At 38.4% G+C, this 17356-nt stretch carries 23 protein-coding genes; 4 read left to right on the plus strand and 19 right to left on the minus strand.

Translation table 11 applies throughout. The features are described 5' to 3' along the window. Positions 1-14 precede the first annotated feature (14 nt). Both rpmF and LJC66_RS21805 read right to left on the minus strand, forming a co-directional pair. The gene (gene rpmF, locus LJC66_RS21800) at positions 15-188 is read right to left on the minus strand and encodes a 50S ribosomal protein L32 (RefSeq protein ID WP_013058976.1); all 174 of its coding nucleotides are present in this window, start codon (positions 186-188) and stop codon (positions 15-17) included. A gap of 65 nt (positions 189-253) precedes the next feature. Beyond that, on the minus strand, positions 254-772 hold the full coding sequence (locus LJC66_RS21805; RefSeq protein WP_014458367.1) for a YceD family protein: 519 nt from the start codon (positions 770-772) through the stop codon (positions 254-256). 179 nt (positions 773-951) lie between these two features. Here LJC66_RS21805 and LJC66_RS21810 point away from each other — a divergent pair, with 179 nt between their 5' ends. Further along, positions 952-2151, plus strand: a complete 1200-nt coding sequence (locus LJC66_RS21810; RefSeq protein WP_230933523.1) for a nucleotidyltransferase — start codon at positions 952-954, stop codon at positions 2149-2151. 27 nt (positions 2152-2178) lie between these two features. Here LJC66_RS21810 and LJC66_RS21815 read toward each other — a convergent pair whose 3' ends face one another. Further along, positions 2179-3195, minus strand: a complete 1017-nt coding sequence (locus LJC66_RS21815) for a SepM family pheromone-processing serine protease (protein ID WP_028410756.1) — start codon at positions 3193-3195, stop codon at positions 2179-2181. Further along, entirely contained in the window at positions 3185-3982 is a 798-nt protein-coding gene (locus LJC66_RS21820) for a patatin-like phospholipase family protein (RefSeq protein ID WP_013058980.1), read from the minus strand. The genes LJC66_RS21815 and LJC66_RS21820 overlap by 11 nt, the downstream gene beginning before the upstream one ends. A 466-nt stretch (positions 3983-4448) precedes the next feature. Between LJC66_RS21820 and ylbJ the strand changes: the two genes are divergently transcribed. Beyond that, the gene (ylbJ, locus tag LJC66_RS21825; protein WP_230933524.1) at positions 4449-5657 is read left to right on the plus strand and encodes a sporulation integral membrane protein YlbJ; all 1209 of its coding nucleotides are present in this window, start codon (positions 4449-4451) and stop codon (positions 5655-5657) included. Between the two features lie 58 nt (positions 5658-5715). Here ylbJ and coaD read toward each other — a convergent pair whose 3' ends face one another. Beyond that, entirely contained in the window at positions 5716-6210 is a 495-nt protein-coding gene (gene coaD, locus LJC66_RS21830) for a pantetheine-phosphate adenylyltransferase (RefSeq protein ID WP_013058982.1), read from the minus strand. 35 nt (positions 6211-6245) lie between these two features. Continuing rightward, positions 6246-6815, minus strand: coding sequence for a 16S rRNA (guanine(966)-N(2))-methyltransferase RsmD (rsmD, locus tag LJC66_RS21835; protein ID WP_013084870.1), 570 nt, complete (start codon positions 6813-6815; stop codon positions 6246-6248). A 612-nt stretch (positions 6816-7427) separates the two neighbouring features. Between rsmD and LJC66_RS21840 the strand changes: the two genes are divergently transcribed. Continuing rightward, on the plus strand, positions 7428-7814 hold the full coding sequence (locus LJC66_RS21840) for a DUF7147 family protein (protein WP_230933525.1): 387 nt from the start codon (positions 7428-7430) through the stop codon (positions 7812-7814). Between the two features lie 74 nt (positions 7815-7888). Here the strand turns inward: LJC66_RS21840 and LJC66_RS21845 are convergent, their stop codons facing one another. Continuing rightward, positions 7889-8164, minus strand: coding sequence for a YlbG family protein (locus tag LJC66_RS21845; RefSeq protein ID WP_013058985.1), 276 nt, complete (start codon positions 8162-8164; stop codon positions 7889-7891). A gap of 77 nt (positions 8165-8241) precedes the next feature. On the opposite strand from LJC66_RS21845, the gene LJC66_RS21850 reads away from it, so the two are divergent. After that, a complete protein-coding gene (locus LJC66_RS21850; RefSeq protein WP_028410753.1) occupies positions 8242-8556 on the plus strand; it encodes a hypothetical protein in 315 nt (104 codons plus the stop codon). A gap of 5 nt (positions 8557-8561) precedes the next feature. On the opposite strand, the gene LJC66_RS21855 is transcribed toward LJC66_RS21850, so the two are convergent. The 12 genes from LJC66_RS21855 to aroA form a co-directional block, all read right to left on the minus strand. After that, complete coding sequence (locus LJC66_RS21855; RefSeq protein WP_028410752.1) at positions 8562-9008, minus strand: YlbF/YmcA family competence regulator; 447 nt, start codon at positions 9006-9008, stop codon at positions 8562-8564. Positions 9009-9108: 100 nt separating this feature from the next. Beyond that, a complete protein-coding gene (locus LJC66_RS21860) occupies positions 9109-9495 on the minus strand; it encodes a hypothetical protein (RefSeq protein ID WP_230933526.1) in 387 nt (128 codons plus the stop codon). Positions 9496-9594: 99 nt separating this feature from the next. Continuing rightward, positions 9595-9831, minus strand: a complete 237-nt coding sequence (locus LJC66_RS21865) for a YlbE-like family protein (protein WP_013058988.1) — start codon at positions 9829-9831, stop codon at positions 9595-9597. A gap of 5 nt (positions 9832-9836) precedes the next feature. Continuing rightward, complete coding sequence (ylbD, locus tag LJC66_RS21870) at positions 9837-10247, minus strand: YlbD family protein (protein ID WP_013058989.1); 411 nt, start codon at positions 10245-10247, stop codon at positions 9837-9839. Between the two features lie 81 nt (positions 10248-10328). Beyond that, positions 10329-10916 (minus strand): lipoprotein heptaprenylglyceryl N-acetyltransferase LhaT, encoded by a 588-nt coding sequence (gene lhaT / locus LJC66_RS21875; RefSeq protein WP_050689693.1) that lies wholly within the window; start codon positions 10914-10916, stop codon positions 10329-10331. 135 nt (positions 10917-11051) lie between these two features. Beyond that, positions 11052-11819 (minus strand): menaquinol-cytochrome c reductase cytochrome b/c subunit, encoded by a 768-nt coding sequence (locus tag LJC66_RS21880; RefSeq protein WP_013058991.1) that lies wholly within the window; start codon positions 11817-11819, stop codon positions 11052-11054. A gap of 110 nt (positions 11820-11929) precedes the next feature. Then, entirely contained in the window at positions 11930-12604 is a 675-nt protein-coding gene (gene qcrB / locus LJC66_RS21885; protein ID WP_013058992.1) for a menaquinol-cytochrome c reductase cytochrome b subunit, read from the minus strand. A gap of 3 nt (positions 12605-12607) precedes the next feature. Next, on the minus strand, positions 12608-13108 hold the full coding sequence (locus LJC66_RS21890) for a QcrA and Rieske domain-containing protein (RefSeq protein ID WP_013058993.1): 501 nt from the start codon (positions 13106-13108) through the stop codon (positions 12608-12610). A gap of 204 nt (positions 13109-13312) precedes the next feature. Beyond that, entirely contained in the window at positions 13313-13771 is a 459-nt protein-coding gene (locus LJC66_RS21895) for a YpiF family protein (RefSeq protein WP_230933527.1), read from the minus strand. Between the two features lie 117 nt (positions 13772-13888). Then, positions 13889-14434, minus strand: coding sequence for a ReoY family proteolytic degradation factor (locus LJC66_RS21900; protein ID WP_013058996.1), 546 nt, complete (start codon positions 14432-14434; stop codon positions 13889-13891). 97 nt (positions 14435-14531) lie between these two features. Next, entirely contained in the window at positions 14532-15794 is a 1263-nt protein-coding gene (locus LJC66_RS21905) for a tetratricopeptide repeat protein (protein WP_153255001.1), read from the minus strand. Positions 15795-16046: 252 nt separating this feature from the next. After that, entirely contained in the window at positions 16047-17336 is a 1290-nt protein-coding gene (gene aroA / locus LJC66_RS21910; RefSeq protein ID WP_230933528.1) for a 3-phosphoshikimate 1-carboxyvinyltransferase, read from the minus strand. Positions 17337-17356 lie beyond the last annotated feature (20 nt).

The raw sequence follows: 17356 nt of genomic DNA on the forward strand, positions 1-17356 counted from the left end.
ATTTAAATAAGCAATTATTTGCTTACTACGTCATTTCCTTTGTAAGTACCACAAGCTTTACATACGCGGTGTGATAGTTTCATTTCACCACAATTTGGGCACTCTACCATACCAGGAACTTGTAATTTAAAGTGCGTACGACGCGTTCTTTTCTTCATTTTAGATGTTCTTCTAAAAGGTACAGCCATTATTCCCACCTCCTTAAAAGAGTTTTAAAATCATATGAAGGCCCGAAAGCCGGATCTTCGCATTTTTATTTCTTTTTGTCTTTAAAGAAATTTTCGAGTACGGCTAAGCGGGGATCTACTTTTTCCTGCTGTTCTTCTTCGGTAACAACTTCCCAGTCTTTTCCTGACTGTGGAGCTGCTCCTGCCGCTTGCTGATTTTCACTAAATACCTGCAGAGGAATTTCAACAATAATTAACTCTTGAATCAAAGGTTGTAAATCAACCGTTTCTCCCTCTACAATGCGTACTTCAGCATCTTCTTCATAATCAGCATTCACATTCAATAAAAACGTTTCAGTTGCGTTAATTTCAAACGGATACGGAACGTCAACTAATGTACGAGCACAAGGCAACGTCATTTCTCCTGAGATTTTAAGGTGAAACGTTACTTTCGAAGAGCTAATGTCGGCTCTTCCTTTCACATTTACATCTGACATTCTACGAATTTGAGGATCAGCATTCATAAACTCTTTGCCGTCAATCACTTCGTCAAATGTTAGACCTTTATTTTGCAACTGATACAATTGATGTATTGTCCATTTCATTGTTAATCACCTCAAGGCAACAAAGGTTATTATAGCTTTCACAAGATTATTTGTCAATATTTTTTCTTTACACTATAATGTACTTAAATATGCTTTTTTGTAAAAATTTCTTACTTTCATAAAAAAATGTTTTTAAAACAAAGAGCTAGACTAAAAATAATAAATTAAAAGGAGACATTATGCAAGCAGTTGGAATAATTGTCGAATATAATCCTTTTCATAATGGACACGCTTATCATCTGCAGCAAGCGAAACAACAAGCCGGAGCAGATTGTGTGATTGCTGTGATGAGCGGGCACTTTTTGCAGCGCGGAGAGCCTGCTCTTGTATCGAAATGGTCCCGCACAAGAATGGCTTTAGCCGCTGGTGCAGACTTAGTCGTTGAATTACCCTATGCTTTTTCTACTCAAAAAGCTGAAACATTCGCAAGCGGCGCTATTTCTATTTTAGAATCCCTTCACGCTGACTTTGTATGCTTTGGCAGCGAAAATGGCAATATTGACTCATTTACCCGCACCGCTGATTTGCTCGAAGCTCACGAATCAGAACTATCCGCTTTAATTCAACAAGAGATGAAAAAAGGGAACAGTTATCCAAAAGCAGCTTCCAATGCTTTCTTACAGCTTTTTACGGAGGCTCCTATTGATCTATCTCAGCCAAATAATGTGCTTGGAATGAGCTATGTAGCTGCCATTAAAAAACAGCATGCATCTATTAAACCATATACAATCACTCGAATTCAATCACATTATCACGATGATTCCCTATCTTCGTCTTTTATTTCAAGCGCTACAAGCATACGTAAAGCTATTTTTGACAGCAGCAGCCATGGGGATCTGAGCAAGCACATGCCAGTTAGTACAGCAAATGAATTAGCAGCTTACAAGCAAGCATACGGACAGTTTCATCATTGGGAGCATTATTTCCCATTTTTGAAATACAAATTATTAACTACTCCGCTTTATGACTTACAGCGTATTTATGAAATAGAAGAAGGTATTGAACACCGGCTGCTATCTTATATTTCTTCAGCTACTTCATTTGAAGATTTTTTAACAAAGGTTAAAACGAAGCGATATACGAGAACCCGTTTACAGCGCATGTGCGTTCACCTTTTAACCAATACAACAAAAAGTGAGATGCAACAAGCTAATCCTTACATTCGCTTATTGGGAATGTCAAAGACAGGACAAGCCTATTTAAACACAATTAAGAAAAAGCTGTCCCTTCCTATTGTATCCACTGTCTCGCAATGTAAACTAAAAGAAATTGATACCGATATTAAAGCGACACATGTTTATAGTATGCCGTTTCAAGAGCCTCTGCGCTCTCAGTTTATGAAACAAGAATATACGCGGCCTCCTATCATTTGGCCATAAAAAAATCGTCTGCAAGAGACGATTTTTTTATGGTTTCAGCTTTTCTAAATACGTTACGGCATCCGAAAATGAATCTACGGGTACAATTTTCATATCACTGTCTATTTTTTTAGCTGTCTTCACTGCTTCCCGGTAGTTAGAGCCCGCAGCCCCTTTTTCATTTGGTGCAAAGAAAATTTCTGCTCCTTCTTTATCTGCGGCTACAATTTTTTGCGAAATACCTCCGATTGGTCCTACCTCTCCTTTATCATTGATAGTCCCTGTACCTGCAACACGATGGCCTTTTGTCATGTCCTCTTTAACAAGCTGATTATAAATTTCAAGCGAGAACATCAGTCCCGCTGAAGGCCCTCCTATTTTTTCAGTATCAATATGTATATCGGGCTTAACTTTTAGTTCTTGGTTCGTTTCTAAGGCAATTCCTAGGCCTACTCGCTTCGGCTCGTCAGGGAATGCTTTAACTTTTAGAGTATGTTTGCTTTCTTTGCCATCTCTTTTTACATAAATTGATACTGAATCTCCTGCTTTTTTAGTCGATACGTAGTTGATTAAGTCCTCAGCAGTTTGAATTTTTTTCTCGTCTACTTTCGTCACTACATCTCCAACATGAAGTTTTCCATGTGCAGGCATATTTTCTACGACATATGTAACATATACGCCTTTATTGAGATAAGAAACGCTCTTTCCAGCTTTTTCGTATGCGACTGAAATAGCGGCATTTTTTGACGTATCCATCATATGTAATTGCCTTGTCGAGTAATCTTCATCGCTTTCACCTTGCTGCAAAATTTGCTTTGTAGGGAAAATTTCATGAAAGTCCTGTATTTTCGCAAGACCATATGAAAGAGGAGTTGCTCTGCCCATTCTTACAGTTGTCAGCATAAACGTCCCTTTTTCATGGTATCCATCTTCTACTTTAATAATAGGCGCAAGTTCTTCTGCCATTCCAGGCTTTGTAATGTAGTACGGCAAAGGATAAAAACAAAGCATTGCCACCACTGCAATAACAGCCAAATATACCAAAATTCTAATTCTAGATTTCACTTTTTTTGTTCTCCTTCCAATGATCAATTGCTTGCAGGATAGAAGGCAACTGCTCATGTGCTGCTTGTTCACCAATTGAAATCATTTCTTGAATGTTTGTAAACGCTCTGGAACTAAAAGTATCGAGATTAGGACGAATCATAATGTCTGAAGCAATGGTCCGATGAGCTACTAGCTCATCTTGCAAAATATCTAAACTTTGCATAATGACATCAAAAATAGAGCTGATTTCTGCATTCACTTTCGCTTTTGATACATCGACTCCAATGACAATATCAGATCCCATTTCTTTTACAACCGACACAGGAATACGGTCTACTACCCCGCCGTCTACAAGCAATCGTCCATCAATTACTTCGGGAGCAAAGATTCCTGGAATTGAAATGCTTGCTCTCACCGCTTCAGCGATAGGTCCTTTTTTAAACACCACTTTCTCTCCTGTTTTCAAATCTGTCGCTACAATGGCAAACGGTATAGATAGCTGTTCAATAGTTCTATTTTGCGTAAAGGTGCGAACCAACGATTTTACTCTGTTGCCCGTAATAAATCCCATTTTAGGCACGGTAAAATCCAAATAATACTTTCGTTTGAACGTTAGCGCCATTTTATAAAGAGTTGCCAGTTCAATACCTGACGCATATAGTGCACCAACTAAAGCTCCCATGCTGCTGCCAGCTAGAAAATCAATAGGAATGTTATTTTCTGTTAGCGTTTTGATTACTCCTAAATGTGCAAAACCTCTAGCTCCACCTGAGCCTAACGCAACTCCTATTTTTGGGCTTTCCACTTTACCTGCCCCCTCGTTTTACCTTATAGACTTCTAAAAATGTAAAAACATTTGATGAGCTTCTCTATCATTGTTGCCCTGTCTTCGGTAGGACTATTCTTCATTTTGTATTTGTTCATTTAGTATGAAGCTAAAGATATGTTTTGCTCAATACACGGTGGTTATTAAGCATTATACTATACTGAAGGTTGTTTTAAGAAATTCTTGCTCTTCGCTTGCTGCGTATACGTTTTTTTACTCCTTGACTATCTTAGAAGTGCATTGATTTATGTATATGAATTGTATTTCCAAATGTGACAAGACGCCTTTTTATTCAGTATGAATTTATTTTCTCCTTACTCACAGGCATAAAGTCGATGCATAGCTTCGTATATTGATATATAGAAGAACTTGTACATTTGCCTAAAACTCCTCATTTCATTCATATCAAAATGACGTGAGCTTAGAAAAGGAGATGAATCGTTCATTGAATAAATCGATGGTGAAAACACTTCTGCTCGGGACGAGCGTAACGCTTCTCGCTATTGCGCTTATTGTATATCCAAAAGAAGCGCTAGAAGGTTCAGTAAGAGGTCTCAACACATGGTGGAAGGTCGTCTTTCCTTCTCTGCTGCCCTTTTTTATTGTTTCAGAAATGCTTATTGGGTTTGGCGTAGTGAAGTTCATTGGGATCTTATTAGAGCCGTTTATGAGGCCTTTATTTCGAGTACCTGGAGTAGGGGGTTTTGCTTTAGCAATGGGCATGGCTTCTGGGTTTCCTTCAGGTGCAAAAATCACTTCCCGGCTGCGTCAAGAAAAGCAGCTAACAGCTATCGAAGCTGAAAGACTCGTATCATTTACTAACTCATCTAACCCTATTTTTATTTTTGGAGCTGTGGCAGTTGGCTTCTTCCACAATCCAGCTGTCGGTATCATATTAGCTCTCTCACATTACATAGGGAATATTTGTGTAGGATTGGTGATGCGTTTTTATGGATCAGCAAAACCGAAAGGACAAGTAACTCAAAAACCTTCTTTATCGTTAGCTTTTCATGAAATGCATAAAACGCGTTTAAAAGATAAGCGCCCTATTGGGAAGCTTCTAGGAGATGCGGTTACTTCTGCTGTTCAATCTCTCTTAATGATTGGCGGTTTTATCATTTTATTTTCTGTATTAAACAAACTTTTATATGTTACTCATATCACGGCCGTTTTAAGCAGCGGTCTAGCTTATTTATTTTCCCTCTGTCATATAGGGACTGAACTGAGCCTCCCCTTTATTTCAGGGCTTTTTGAAATCACGCTAGGAAGCCGTCTAGCAAGTGAAGCGCCTGACACGCTGCTGTTTCATCAAATTATCATCGTTAGCTTTGTATTAGGCTTCAGCGGTTTCTCCGTTCAAGCACAAGTGGCTAGCATACTCGCAGAAACAGATATTCGATTTTTTCCGTTTTTTATTGCACGCATTTTTCACGGCTTTTTTGCGGTAGTATTCACTATCTTTCTATGGGGTCCTCTTCGAGAATCCATTACTACTTTTCAAGCATCAGAAGGAGCACTGCCGGTTTTTTCTCACTTGGAGCCCGTTACGATTCTATCGCAGTGGCTAAACGTGTACGGTCCGCTCTTAACGATTTTTACGCTATGCTGCTATATTTATATATATTCAAAACGAACGTTTCTTCATCGTTCCTAGTAAAAAAAGAACGTGACGTTTTCTTATCGGCAAAGAAAACGTCACGTTCTTTTTTATCTTATTTTTGAGACAGCTGTTCAAATTTTTCCGCAAGCGCTTCTCTAACAGGGGGAGGAACTAATTCAGAAATATTCCCGCCATATTTAGCTACTTCTTTTACAATACTAGAACTTAAAAACGAGTATTGATTATTTGTCATCATAAATAACGTTTCGATCTCTTTATCTAATACGCGATTTACAGATGTGATTTGCATTTCGTACTCAAAATCCGATACCGCACGCAAACCTCTTAAAATGGTCTTTGCCTGCTTTTCTTTTGCATATTCCATTAATAATCCGCTGTACGACTCGACTACCACATTAGGAAGTGATTTTGTTACTTCTTTCAGCAAAGCTACTCGCTCTTCCCCTGTAAATAGAGGACTTTTTGAAGAGTTATTTAAAACAACCACATAAATCGTATCAAATACATTTGCGCCTCGTTTAATAATATCAAAATGTCCATTTGTAACTGGATCAAAGCTTCCTGGACAAACAGCTATACTACCCATACGTATCCCCTTTCTACATCTAACAGCTCATTGATTTATTCAACTGATTCTTCTTTTTTGTATGTATAAATAGAAACACCAATGATACCGTACGTTTCGCTTTTTATTTTTTCAAATAAACCAATCTCATTATCTAAATGTACATCATGAGAATGCTCCGCTACAATAATTCCTGTTTTTGCTAGAAGGTTTTCTTCACTTACCGTTTCGATAAGCGCTTTCAACTTTTGTGCTTTATACGGTGGATCAAGCAAAAGTAAATCGACAGTCAGCTCCCTTTTCTTTATCGCTTTCAGTGCACGTTCTGCATCATTTCGATACACTTCAGCGCGGTCTTCTAACCGGCAAGATGCTAAGTTTGCTTTAATCGTCTGAATCGCTTTGCCATCCCGATCCACAAAAATGACTTTATCTATTCCTCGGCTTAGAGCTTCAATTCCCAAGCCACCGCTTCCACCGAACAAATCAAGAGCTGTTCCACCTTCAAAAAACGGTCCAATCATATTAAAAATAGCTTCTTTCACCTTATCTGTTGTAGGGCGGGTTGAGTATCCTGGAACCGCCTTTAACGCATGGCCTTTATATAAACCTGCTACTACTCTCATCCTTATCACTACCTTACTTTTACTTCCTTATTCTTCATTATCCTAACATATTTTGAATTACAAAGACTAGCAAAAATCCTCAATTTATTCAATGCTGTATACATTCTGTGCAATAACCCAGCAGCTTGCTTTTATGCTGGACTTTTACGACCGTGTCCTTAGATACACTGATTCTTTTCTAGAAGATACACCTATGAAGATCATTCGGCATTTCGTTCATAGAAGATTTCCTTTACTTTAATATGTCATAATAAACGTAAATTTACCCTTTTTCTCTGTCATGTTATCAGTCTTTTATGTATTAAAAAGTGAATTTCACAAGACAGGTATATGAACGTTTAAAACGGACATACTGACTAGTAACAACATCATCTAACCGATGTTGTTGCCAACCGCGGAGAAGACTTACGTTTCCCCATAAGTTCTTCCTCCGGTTTCTCCTCTCCCTTTGCCTTCATCAAGGTGCTTGTAATCGCAGAGGTGATTACACCCTTTTATTGAAGGGCCCTACAATGAGTAGTTGTAGGGATTTTTTTATTTACTCTTAAAATATTCAATGATACATTAAACTACGTGAGTTTGCTTTTTTAATACATAAAGGGGGAAATACATATGATTCAGCGTTTTATTGAGCTCGGAGAAGGGTATTCAGATATTTATGAGCTGTTAGAGATTGTCAAAAGCAACAAACACCGTCTTGCTCATCTTATTATGCTGCGAACAGTAAAAGAAGATCGACAAGTAGCTTCTTTTGTCGCTGTCTTGCATCCAACAGCTGAAGCGAATTTCCAACCGCTTTACGTTTGCCGAGAAGGAATTGTTTTAAAACAAAACGACAGCAAGCGCGTTGAGTTATTTAAACAAGCTGCTAAGGAAGCGGGAAAAGAAATTGTGGTACTCGATGTCAAACCATCTACTACATTTCCAGAAACAGCACTATACTATCAGCACCTTATTGGCATTTTGCGAATGAACCGCTTTATTCCGCCAATGCAATAATCTCATCCCTGCCTATTCATTTGCTAAGGGCAAGTAAAATAAAAAAAGGAATGTACATCACATTCCTTTTTTGTTTAAATTCCTATCTTATAGTCATATTCCTTCGCCTTATCCGGCTTTGAATTTTCGAATTCTGTTTTTAAAAACGGCCGATAAGAAGGATCTACTTTCTTCACAAAAGGTAGAGACTGAAGTTTATGGATTGTTTTTTCAATGCCATCTTGGTTGCAATATAAGACAACATACTTTAATTCTTTAGATACGTAATGCACATTTCCGTACTTTCGCAATGCTTTTGCTTGCTTAACAGAATGCACATACGCCACAATTCCTTGACGTTCAACAAACATATTTAGTTCCCCTTTTGCATACGTTATATTGGTTTTCTTTATCATAAATTCTTTTATATGAAGTAGGTGCTTTATGTATGAATTTAGATGATATCTGGATGCTCTTTCTTACTCATTTTAACGAGCAGAGAGCTATTGAACAAGTCATTTTCAAAAAAATCACAAATATACCCTTTTTGTATATAAACACATCAATTGAGCGTAGAAAAATAGATGAGCTTCTAGAAGCTTCATCTATTTTTGCTACATCCAATACAAATGCTACGTGGCGCTCAACCTTTGTCAGAAGTCAGCATCTTACTTATGTTTATCAGCACAGGTTTTACGTTCCACAGCGTAAAATGGCCTGCTGCGGAAATTCCTGTGCTGATTGCGTTCGATTTATACAGTGAACGGCTTATGCGCTGCACCCACAGCTTCCACCAGATCCGCAGCCACCGCCGCAGCTGCTTCCCGTATCAAAAAACGGATTTCCCGTCGGTACTTTCACGTGCTCTGAAACAGCTTGACCAAGGATAACGCTAATTTCATCAAGCAGCTTTTGTAATTCATTTTCTGCTTTTTTGAACGCAGCGATTGTCGCGTGTAAATCAACTTGACGCTTTACATCACGTACTTGTCTCGTAATCGTTTTATAATCAGGATGATATTTTCCAAATCGCTGAACATCCTCATACTGTTCCTTTATTTTCACAAATTCAGCAATTAATGCCTGTGCATGTGAATCTTTATTTAATCTATATAAACATTGACGATAGTTCTCGGCTACGTCTGATTGTAACACCATGTTCGCTACGTGATCAGACTCATCGAGTAATTCAACAGTTCTCATTGTTGTCAGCATGGCTGTGCACCTCCGTTTTTATCTTATCACGTTTTGGATCTAAAGAAAAAGAACTTGCTAAAACAGCTTACACTGATTTACTACAAGTTCTACTTTTTAACTATATAATTTCAACCGTAAAGGTATTCCTCACTTGATAACTTTCTTCTTTAGATTTCATCAGTTCAATCGTAACAGCATGAGATCCTTTTGGAAGATCACTTAAAACAAAGGCTGCTTGCTTCACTTCTTTAAATGGTTTTCCATCTACTGTGATTTGAAGGAATCCACTCTCTGTTGAAAATGAAAACCCGCTTAGAATACATTCGACGTATACGTTTTGTCCTTTCACATGCTGGTGTACCATCAGTGAAGGTTTTGTATTCATTGCACCAAACGTTTCAGCTGCCCGCGGTTGAGAGGGAATTTTAGTTTCAGGTTTTGGTTTATCATGGTTGCATCCTAGTAGAGAAACTACACATAAGGCCGTCGTTAATAGTAAGCGCATAATACCATTCCTTTATCATTCGTTTCTCCATAGTGTTTACAAACTCTTCGTTTTTACTCATGACGTGCAAAAATCTCTGCATCGCTATGTATGCAGAGATCATTGATTTTTCATGGACTGAAACATATGAAACATCATGTTTGCCATTTGAATCGAATTCGAAAACTTTTCGACTTTATGAGGAATCGTTTGTTTGTAGTAGTGCTTGGATTCTAATTCAAATTTCTCGAGTTCTTCAGGATTTCTAGATAAACGCCGGTACCACATTGGCTGTTCACGAACGAAGTCGTTGAGTTTAGGACGAGACTGCATATACTCGTATATATCTTTTCTCATTGCGTTTAATCTTTCCTAAAGCCAAATGGATTCCCTGGCCCGGAAGCTGCTCCTCCACCGGATGGCTTAGATGGCTGAAATTGCTGCAGTACTTGTTGAATATTCGAAATAGCTGAATTTACATTTGTGATATGATTTTGCATTTGATTCAAGTCCATGTTTTTCAACGAGGATACAATTGTACCCATAATATCTTTTTTCTCTTCTGTTGCAGCAGCTGGTTCAGCCTTTGCACTTTCTTCTGAACGATATGCCTCCCACATTGGATCTTCTGCACCAAATAAATACCAATCTTCATAAAGCTCTTTCCACGTTTTTTGCTGCTTTCGAACCTGTTCTACTAATTTGGGATGTGATTTTACAAATTGTTTAAATTCCACAACGGACGGATGAAGCTCTCGTTTGGTTTCCTTCACAGTCACTCACCTCATACTTAAATATAGCCTACTATATCTTAGAAAAAGAGAGCTCGTTTCGTGCGCCTATTTCAAAAATTTTTATAGCTGTTTTTTTGAAGAAGCACGAACTGTGAACCAGTATGTAATGAAAATAGATAAAATGCTTAGCCAAAATGTAAAATAACCAATTTCAGACATATACGCATTGAGCATGCTGTATCTTGGCATCATAGAAAAAACGTAATCAATGATATCATTATGTACAGCCCATACAGCGGCAACAGCTATATGCCATAATTTAATCCGGTAAAACGGTACGTATAAAAGCCCTTGAAAAGCCATTGCTGCATGAGAAGCCATTAACATAAGCATCATCCAATCAATGTATCCTGTTAACACATAGACCAATACATTCATTACGACGGCCCAAATCCCGTATTTAAACAGCGTGATCATCGCTAAAGCTTCAAACAGTGAAAAATGCTTTCCAAGTAAAAGACCGATAAGTACAATAACAAAAAACAAGCTTGCCGTTGGACTATCAGGCACAAATAATAAAAACTTCTTAGGCGTTTCCGCTAATTGACTTCCATACCAAATATATCCGTAGATTGTTCCTAGTATATTCACAATCAGCAAAAGCGTTAAAAAACGCTTATCTTTTAAGGTATACCATAACCAAGCCATTTAGAAAGTCTCCTTTACATTTAATCTCTTCTTTATTATGTACAGTTTTTGAACAATAGCAAGCACCGATCTCACTGATGTAAAACACAGCATTAAATAAATTCAAAAAAAAACCAGCCCTTTGGCTGATTTTCACTATTCTTTCCCTAAGTTGCCGACAAATTCCGAGAGCGTTTTCAATTCTTTATCTGAACCTTTGAAAACACCTTTTGGCATATTGCCTTTACCATTTTTTGCGATATTGGCGATTTCTTCAGGAGATAAATCAATGCCTGTTAAAGCCGGAGCTGCAGGACCTCCCTGTAAGTTATCACCATGACAGGTCAAGCACGTTTGCTCTTGCATGATTTTGTAGCCTTCTGAATTTTTGTCAATCGCTACTTCTTCTCTAATTTTCCCTTGCTCTTCACGCGCTTTCCAATCCACCTGTGTCGCTGACTGCCACGTTAGGAAAAAGACTGCTGCTATAGCCAAAAGCATGAATCCTGTTGCAAACGGCCTCTTAGCTGGTCTTCTTTCTGGCCCTCGATCAATGAACGGAGCAAGCATTAATGCGCCAAATGCAATGCCTGGAATAATAAATGCACCTATAATATTATATGGACCAGAAGCAAATGAATATTTAAGCAATTGATATAGGAACAAAAAATACCAGTCAGGAAGAGGCAAGTACCCCGTATCAGTCGGATCGGCAATACGTTCAAGAGGAGATGGATGAGCGATGGTTAAACATAGATAACCGATTAAAAAAACTGCCCCTACCATCCATTCTTTTAGTAAAAAGTTTGGCCAGAATGCTTCTGTTTTCCCTGGAAATTCAGAGTAATCTTTTGGAATATTGGGTTTTCGTTCTGCAGGAACACGTGAATCTCCAACAAACTTCATCCCTTTACCACGATGCATGTTCTCCCTCCTTTTTCTCACTGTTCTAGTGAAAGTACTAACAACGGAGTATGTGCTTGATGCATATGATGACTAGTGTGATTGAATACTTGAATAAAGCGTATAAAATTTTATAGTGGTCCTGAAATGCCTTGTTTACGAATCATTAAGAAGTGGGCACCCATTAAGCCAAGTAGAGCTCCGGGTAAAAAGAATACGTGAATGGCGAAAAAGCGAGTTAGTGTTTGAGCACCAACGATGTCTGGATGTCCTGAGAGTAATGTCTTCACTTGCTGGCCTATAATTGGTGTGGATTCGGCAATTTGCAAACCTACTTTCGTTGCAAATAGCGCTTTCATATCCCACGGCAACAAATAACCTGTAAAACCTAAACCTAACATAACAAAGAAAATTAACACACCCACAATCCAGTTTAACTCGCGGGGTTTTTTGTATGCTCCTTGGAAGAAAACACGAAGTGTATGTAAAAACATCATGACGATAACCAAACTTGCTCCCCAGTGATGCATACCTCGAACAATTTGTCCGAAAGCGACTTCATTTTGCAGATAATAAACGGATTCCCATGCATTTTTTATATCTGGTACATAATACATGGTTAAAAACATGCCTGATAAAATTTGAATAACGGTAACAAAAAACGTTAATCCACCAAAACAATACACAAATGCTGAAAAGTGATGTGCGGGATTTACGTGCTCTGGCACTTCATGATCGGCCACATCTCGCCATAAAGGAGTAATATCTAGCCGTTCATCCACCCAGTCATAGATTTTGTTCAACATTTTCTATGCCCCTCCTTGTGGTTTGGCTTTTCCTAGATATAACGTACCGCCTTTTACTTTTTGAACGTATACATCTAACGGTCCCATCGGTGGTGTCCCCGGTACATTTTTACCGCTTTTTTCATACATTCCCCCATGACAAGGGCAGTAGAAACGGTGTGGATAGTTTTTGTCCCCAGCCCAGTTAACCGTACAGCCTAAATGCTTACAAATTGGTGACAGCGCGACGATTTCACCTTTATCAGTTTTGTACACCCAAGCCGATCTTGGCTCTTCTGATTTATGCCACGCATCCACTTGCTTGATTTTAAAATCGACACGTTTCGGCTCTTTTGTAATGTCTTTAACCTGCGCTACAGCTACTAAATCCTGACCCGCTTCTTTTTCTAAAATTGGATCTACTGCAAAGCGCACCATTGGCATTAACATTCCAGCAGCCATGAATCCCCCTACACCAGTGAGCGTATAGTTTAAAAACTGTCGTCTTGATACCCGATCACCCATGCTTTTCCCCCCTTTAAAAAAGTTCAGTCCAGAGAATTTTGGACACATGATGGACCATTCTATTAAACTAGGACATAATCATGATATATTAATATTTCTGGAAGGTCAATACAATAAAAACCTAAAACATGGAAATAATCTTTATTTTTCTAAATTTTTCGTCATTATTTTGTGTGCGCTTCCATTACTTATTCTACAGTCTTTTTAAACACTCCATTTCTCTACAAAAATCGGTAAGAGCTGTTGAACTTGTTCATGTATGAGCGTATACTTATGCGACTCATCTATATGCTCAAGCGGTAAAGCAGGTATCCAAATGCAGTACGCCCCTATTTCTTTTTCATACTGCAGCCAGTCTCGGTCGCTAGTAAGCACAAAAAGATGTTTGACTTCATTGTCATTTATATGCTCATTCCAACGAAGTAATGTTTCATAAACAGCAGCTACTCCATCTTTTTTTAAGTATGTAAAACTAGGTGTTAAAATCACTCTTCCTTTAAATTGCCTTTCTAACTCTTCAGTAAGAGCAGTCGTATATTCACTCATAGATGCCGTAAGCTTTAAATCTTCTCCGAAATCAATTGGAATGAGCGGAACCAATACGGTATCAACATAACTTTTGGATTGTAGATACACATCCATTTCCTTGGCCTGAAGCTTCAACTTCCTTCTCCTCTCAGCAAGCTCCCTAAAGCTTGTCTTATTTATATTCCAAAATGAATAAGAAGATAAAAAAAGAGATTGACCTTTTTCTAAGAAGCTAGCCAATCCCTCGTTTATCTACTGTACATAATGGTTATTTAAATATTCGCTTAAGCGCTGAAATTCCTCTTTGTCATTTTCATCTAATGCTTTATCAATTAGTTCCATGATTTTTGATCGCTGAAACTTCTGAATAGATTCTTCCAATATTTGCTCAGCTAATACTCTGTCTTTTTCATTTGTTTGATTAGCTTTTGGCATATACGGATTGTCTTCCAGTACAGCCACATATTGAGGCGATGAATACAACGATCGGAAGTTTAATTGAATATAAATGTCTTCTTCTCGATTCAAACGAATATCATGAAATGATTTTTCTGCATCGGTTGTCATGATATTTTCTTTATAAAAACGAAATGGAGGGTCTTCCACACAGTGCGTAGACATCACCATCCCGCGAGGACAAAACTGTGCTTGTTCAACGAAGTGAACTCGTTTCATCAATTGATCATGGCTCATCAAATAATTTAAAATCCATACACATTCTCTGCGCTTCAGCTGATAATTCGTTAAAAACCAGCGAACAAATTCTTTTTTCTCGTTGACAGTAACAGGGGTCGTCATATTCTCACTTCCCTCCTCTGTGTTTAAACTCTCAGTTAAAACACCTTTTACAGTTATTTATTCCACACGGCAGCAATAAAATCCTCTGAACTATTATTTATTCTTCTAATTGAAATAATATGTCTTGAATTTCATCTACTGTTGGATCCATTGCTAATAAGGCTTGGAAAATCCCCTTCGCTTTCGAACGCTGTCCTTCTTCTAATAAGAAGTAGCCATACTCTTCTAAAAACGCATACTCTTCTTTAAAAACAGTGTATGCAGATTCGTAGTATTTTAGCGCTTCTTCATAATTTTCTAATTCCTGGTGAGCTTTTGCTAAATCCCATTCAAAATGAGGGTCATGCTCATTATATTCTTTGGCGTGCTCGATATTCTCCACTACATCTTCATATCTCTCTTGACTCATATAAAGTTTAGAGAGAGTTAAAATGGCTTCAATATACCCTGGATCTAGTGCAATCGCTTGTTGAAATGCCGATTCAGCCTCTTCTTCTAGACCGCGCTTTAATGCTATCTTCCCTTTAAAAAAGTAAAGTTCTTTTTGAAATTCATCCTGCGCAATACCTTCGTTGACAGCCACCGCAGCCTCTTCTAGCATCTCTTCATGTTCATATGATTTTGCTAAATATAAATAAAGAGAATGGTACTCACGGTCTAGCTCTTTTAGTTCTGTGAACTTTTCAATAGCGGTCTGATAATGACCTGCTTGATACGCTGAAATCGCATATTCAAATAGTGTGTTAATCTCAAGCTTATCTTTTAGCGCTTGATCAAAGTAAGGAAGAGCTTCTTCGAACTGGCCGATACCTGCTAAACTTTCAGCTAATCGCTGACGAAGATCCGTGCCGTTAAATTCTTTTTCTGTTTTTAGCAGCGTTTGATAAAAAGGAATCGCCTTTTGATAAATTCCTTGACTGCTGTAAAATTCACCGAGCCCAAAATCTATAACCGGCTCATTTGGAAGCATTTTTTTCGCTTCCATTAACTTTTGCTCACTTACTTCACTAAGGCCTTGCATTTGATATAAGTCAGCTACAAGAAGCAGAGCTGGCACGTAGTTATCATCTTCGCTGCTAATTTGATTTAAAATATGAATCGCTTCTTCTTCTTCTTCTAAATCGATAAGCATTTCAGCTTTTAATAAATACAGCTCGCCTTCTTCTGGGTATTTAGCGATGAGCTCGTCTATTAAAGGCAGCGCATCATTTACTAGTCCCCACTCCTGAAGCTGTTCAGCCATTAAAAATTTTTCTTCGTCTGTAGCTTTGTCTTTCAATTCATGAATAAGGGCAAGACCTTTTTCAATTTCATTGGATTCTACGTAACCTATCGCGCGGTCTAATTCTTTCACACACAATTCTCCTTTATTATTACATTCACTTTTTATATAAAAATAAAACGAATTAATTTTCTATTTTTCCAAACCGAAGCAAGAACACATGCTTCTATACACCATGATAAAATAGTTTGAGCGTTTGTTCAACAAATCAATTTGAATACGCTTACATTTTTCGAATAAAAATCCGAACGAGTTTGATTCTCTATCAAGAATATCAATTCATCGTTCGGATTTTCCTTCAACCAAAATGCGCTTGTTCCAGCCTCTTTCTTATTCGCTTAGTTTATCAAGATCTTCAAAGAAAGTAGGATAGGAGACGTGAATAGCTTCACTTCTCATTAGTGTTACCTCTCCCGTTGCAATGGCTGCTGCGACCGCAAGCATCATTCCAATTCGATGATCTCCATAGCTGTCTACTTCACCGCTTTTTAGAGCAGTCTTACCTTCAATGATGAGGCCATCAGCTGTTGGAGTAACAGAGGCACCGAGCTTGCTTAACTCCGTTGCAACCGTATCGATACGGTTCGTTTCTTTTACTTTTAATTCTTCGGCATCTTTAATAACCGTTTTCCCATTCGCCTGAGTCGCCAAAAGAGCAATCACTGGAATTTCATCAATTAAACGAGGAATTAAATCCCCCCCAATTTCAATCCCTTTCAACTGAGACGTTTCAATCGCCAAATCGCCAATAGGCTCTCCATTTTGAATACGTTCATTAGAAATTGTAAGACGTGCACCCATTTGCTGAAGCACATCAATAATACCTGTTCTTGTAGGATTGAGTCCGACGTTTTTCAAAACGATTCGGCTGTTTGGAACAATGGCTCCTGCAACAAGAAAGAACGCGGCTGAAGAAATGTCACCAGGTACGTATACATCCGTTCCGCGCAGAGATTGTCCTCCTTCAATGCTTACAGTCGTTCCATCTACCTCTACGTCTACTCCAAAGGCGCGAAGCATACGCTCTGTATGGTCACGTGATGTAAAAGGCTCGGTTACTTTTGTTGTGCCTTCTGCATGAAGTCCCGCTAGTAAAATCGCTGATTTTACTTGTGCACTTGCTACAGGAGAATGGTAATGAATTGCTTTTAAAGCGCCTCCTCGAGTCGATAAAGGCGTATATTGGCCGTGCTCACGCCCATCAATCTTTGCACCCATAGAGCGCAGGGGCACCGTAACGCGGCTCATAGGACGCTTGGCAATCGACTCATCTCCAATTAGAGACGTATGAAATGGCACACCTGCAAGAATTCCAAGCATTAAACGAGTAGTCGTTCCTGAATTTCCTACATCTAGGATGGAAGCAGGTTCACTTAACCCTTCGATACCTTTACCTTCGACTTCGACATACTCGCCTTCTCTTTTAATCGATACGCCCATCTTTTCAAAACACGAAATCGTACTTAAGCAATCTTCCCCTGCTAAAAAATGATTAATTGTTGTTTTCCCCTCTGCCATGGCTCCGAACATCACAGCTCTGTGAGAAATCGATTTATCTCCAGGAATAGAAATTTCTCCTTGGAGAGATGAAAGATTCGTTTTTAATTGTTTTCCACTCATTTCATTCACGCCTTTCATAC

The sequence above is a fragment of the Priestia sp. TSO9 genome (genome assembly GCF_021029645.1).
Lineage (GTDB): Bacteria > Bacillota > Bacilli > Bacillales > Bacillaceae_H > Priestia > Priestia megaterium_E.

Bases quoted from the DNA above. Each gene is read 5' to 3' on its own strand.
- LJC66_RS21805 (WP_014458367.1), bottom strand. From the start codon at position 772: ATGAAATGGACAATACATCAATTGTATCAGTTGCAAAATAAAGGTCTA.
- LJC66_RS21810 (WP_230933523.1), top strand. From the start codon at position 952: ATGCAAGCAGTTGGAATAATTGTCGAATATAATCCTTTTCATAATGGA.
- LJC66_RS21845 (WP_013058985.1), bottom strand. From the start codon at position 8,164: ATGTTTGTTGAACGTCAAGGAATTGTGGCGTATGTGCATTCTGTTAAG.
- LJC66_RS21890 (WP_013058993.1), bottom strand. From the start codon at position 13,108: ATGGGTGATCGGGTATCAAGACGACAGTTTTTAAACTATACGCTCACT.
- aroA (WP_230933528.1), bottom strand. From the start codon at position 17,336: ATGAGTGGAAAACAATTAAAAACGAATCTTTCATCTCTCCAAGGAGAA.
- LJC66_RS21865 (WP_013058988.1), bottom strand. From the start codon at position 9,831: ATGAGAAAAGATATATACGAGTATATGCAGTCTCGTCCTAAACTCAAC.
- LJC66_RS21900 (WP_013058996.1), bottom strand. From the start codon at position 14,434: ATGACGACCCCTGTTACTGTCAACGAGAAAAAAGAATTTGTTCGCTGG.
- LJC66_RS21850 (WP_028410753.1), top strand. From the start codon at position 8,242: ATGAATTTAGATGATATCTGGATGCTCTTTCTTACTCATTTTAACGAG.
- coaD (WP_013058982.1), bottom strand. From the start codon at position 6,210: ATGGGTAGTATAGCTGTTTGTCCAGGAAGCTTTGATCCAGTTACAAAT.
- rsmD (WP_013084870.1), bottom strand. From the start codon at position 6,815: ATGAGAGTAGTAGCAGGTTTATATAAAGGCCATGCGTTAAAGGCGGTT.
- LJC66_RS21880 (WP_013058991.1), bottom strand. From the start codon at position 11,819: ATGCATCGTGGTAAAGGGATGAAGTTTGTTGGAGATTCACGTGTTCCT.
- LJC66_RS21855 (WP_028410752.1), bottom strand. From the start codon at position 9,008: ATGCTGACAACAATGAGAACTGTTGAATTACTCGATGAGTCTGATCAC.
- rpmF (WP_013058976.1), bottom strand. From the start codon at position 188: ATGGCTGTACCTTTTAGAAGAACATCTAAAATGAAGAAAAGAACGCGT.
- LJC66_RS21860 (WP_230933526.1), bottom strand. From the start codon at position 9,495: ATGCGCTTACTATTAACGACGGCCTTATGTGTAGTTTCTCTACTAGGA.
- LJC66_RS21840 (WP_230933525.1), top strand. From the start codon at position 7,428: ATGATTCAGCGTTTTATTGAGCTCGGAGAAGGGTATTCAGATATTTAT.
- lhaT (WP_050689693.1), bottom strand. From the start codon at position 10,916: ATGGCTTGGTTATGGTATACCTTAAAAGATAAGCGTTTTTTAACGCTT.
- qcrB (WP_013058992.1), bottom strand. From the start codon at position 12,604: ATGTTGAACAAAATCTATGACTGGGTGGATGAACGGCTAGATATTACT.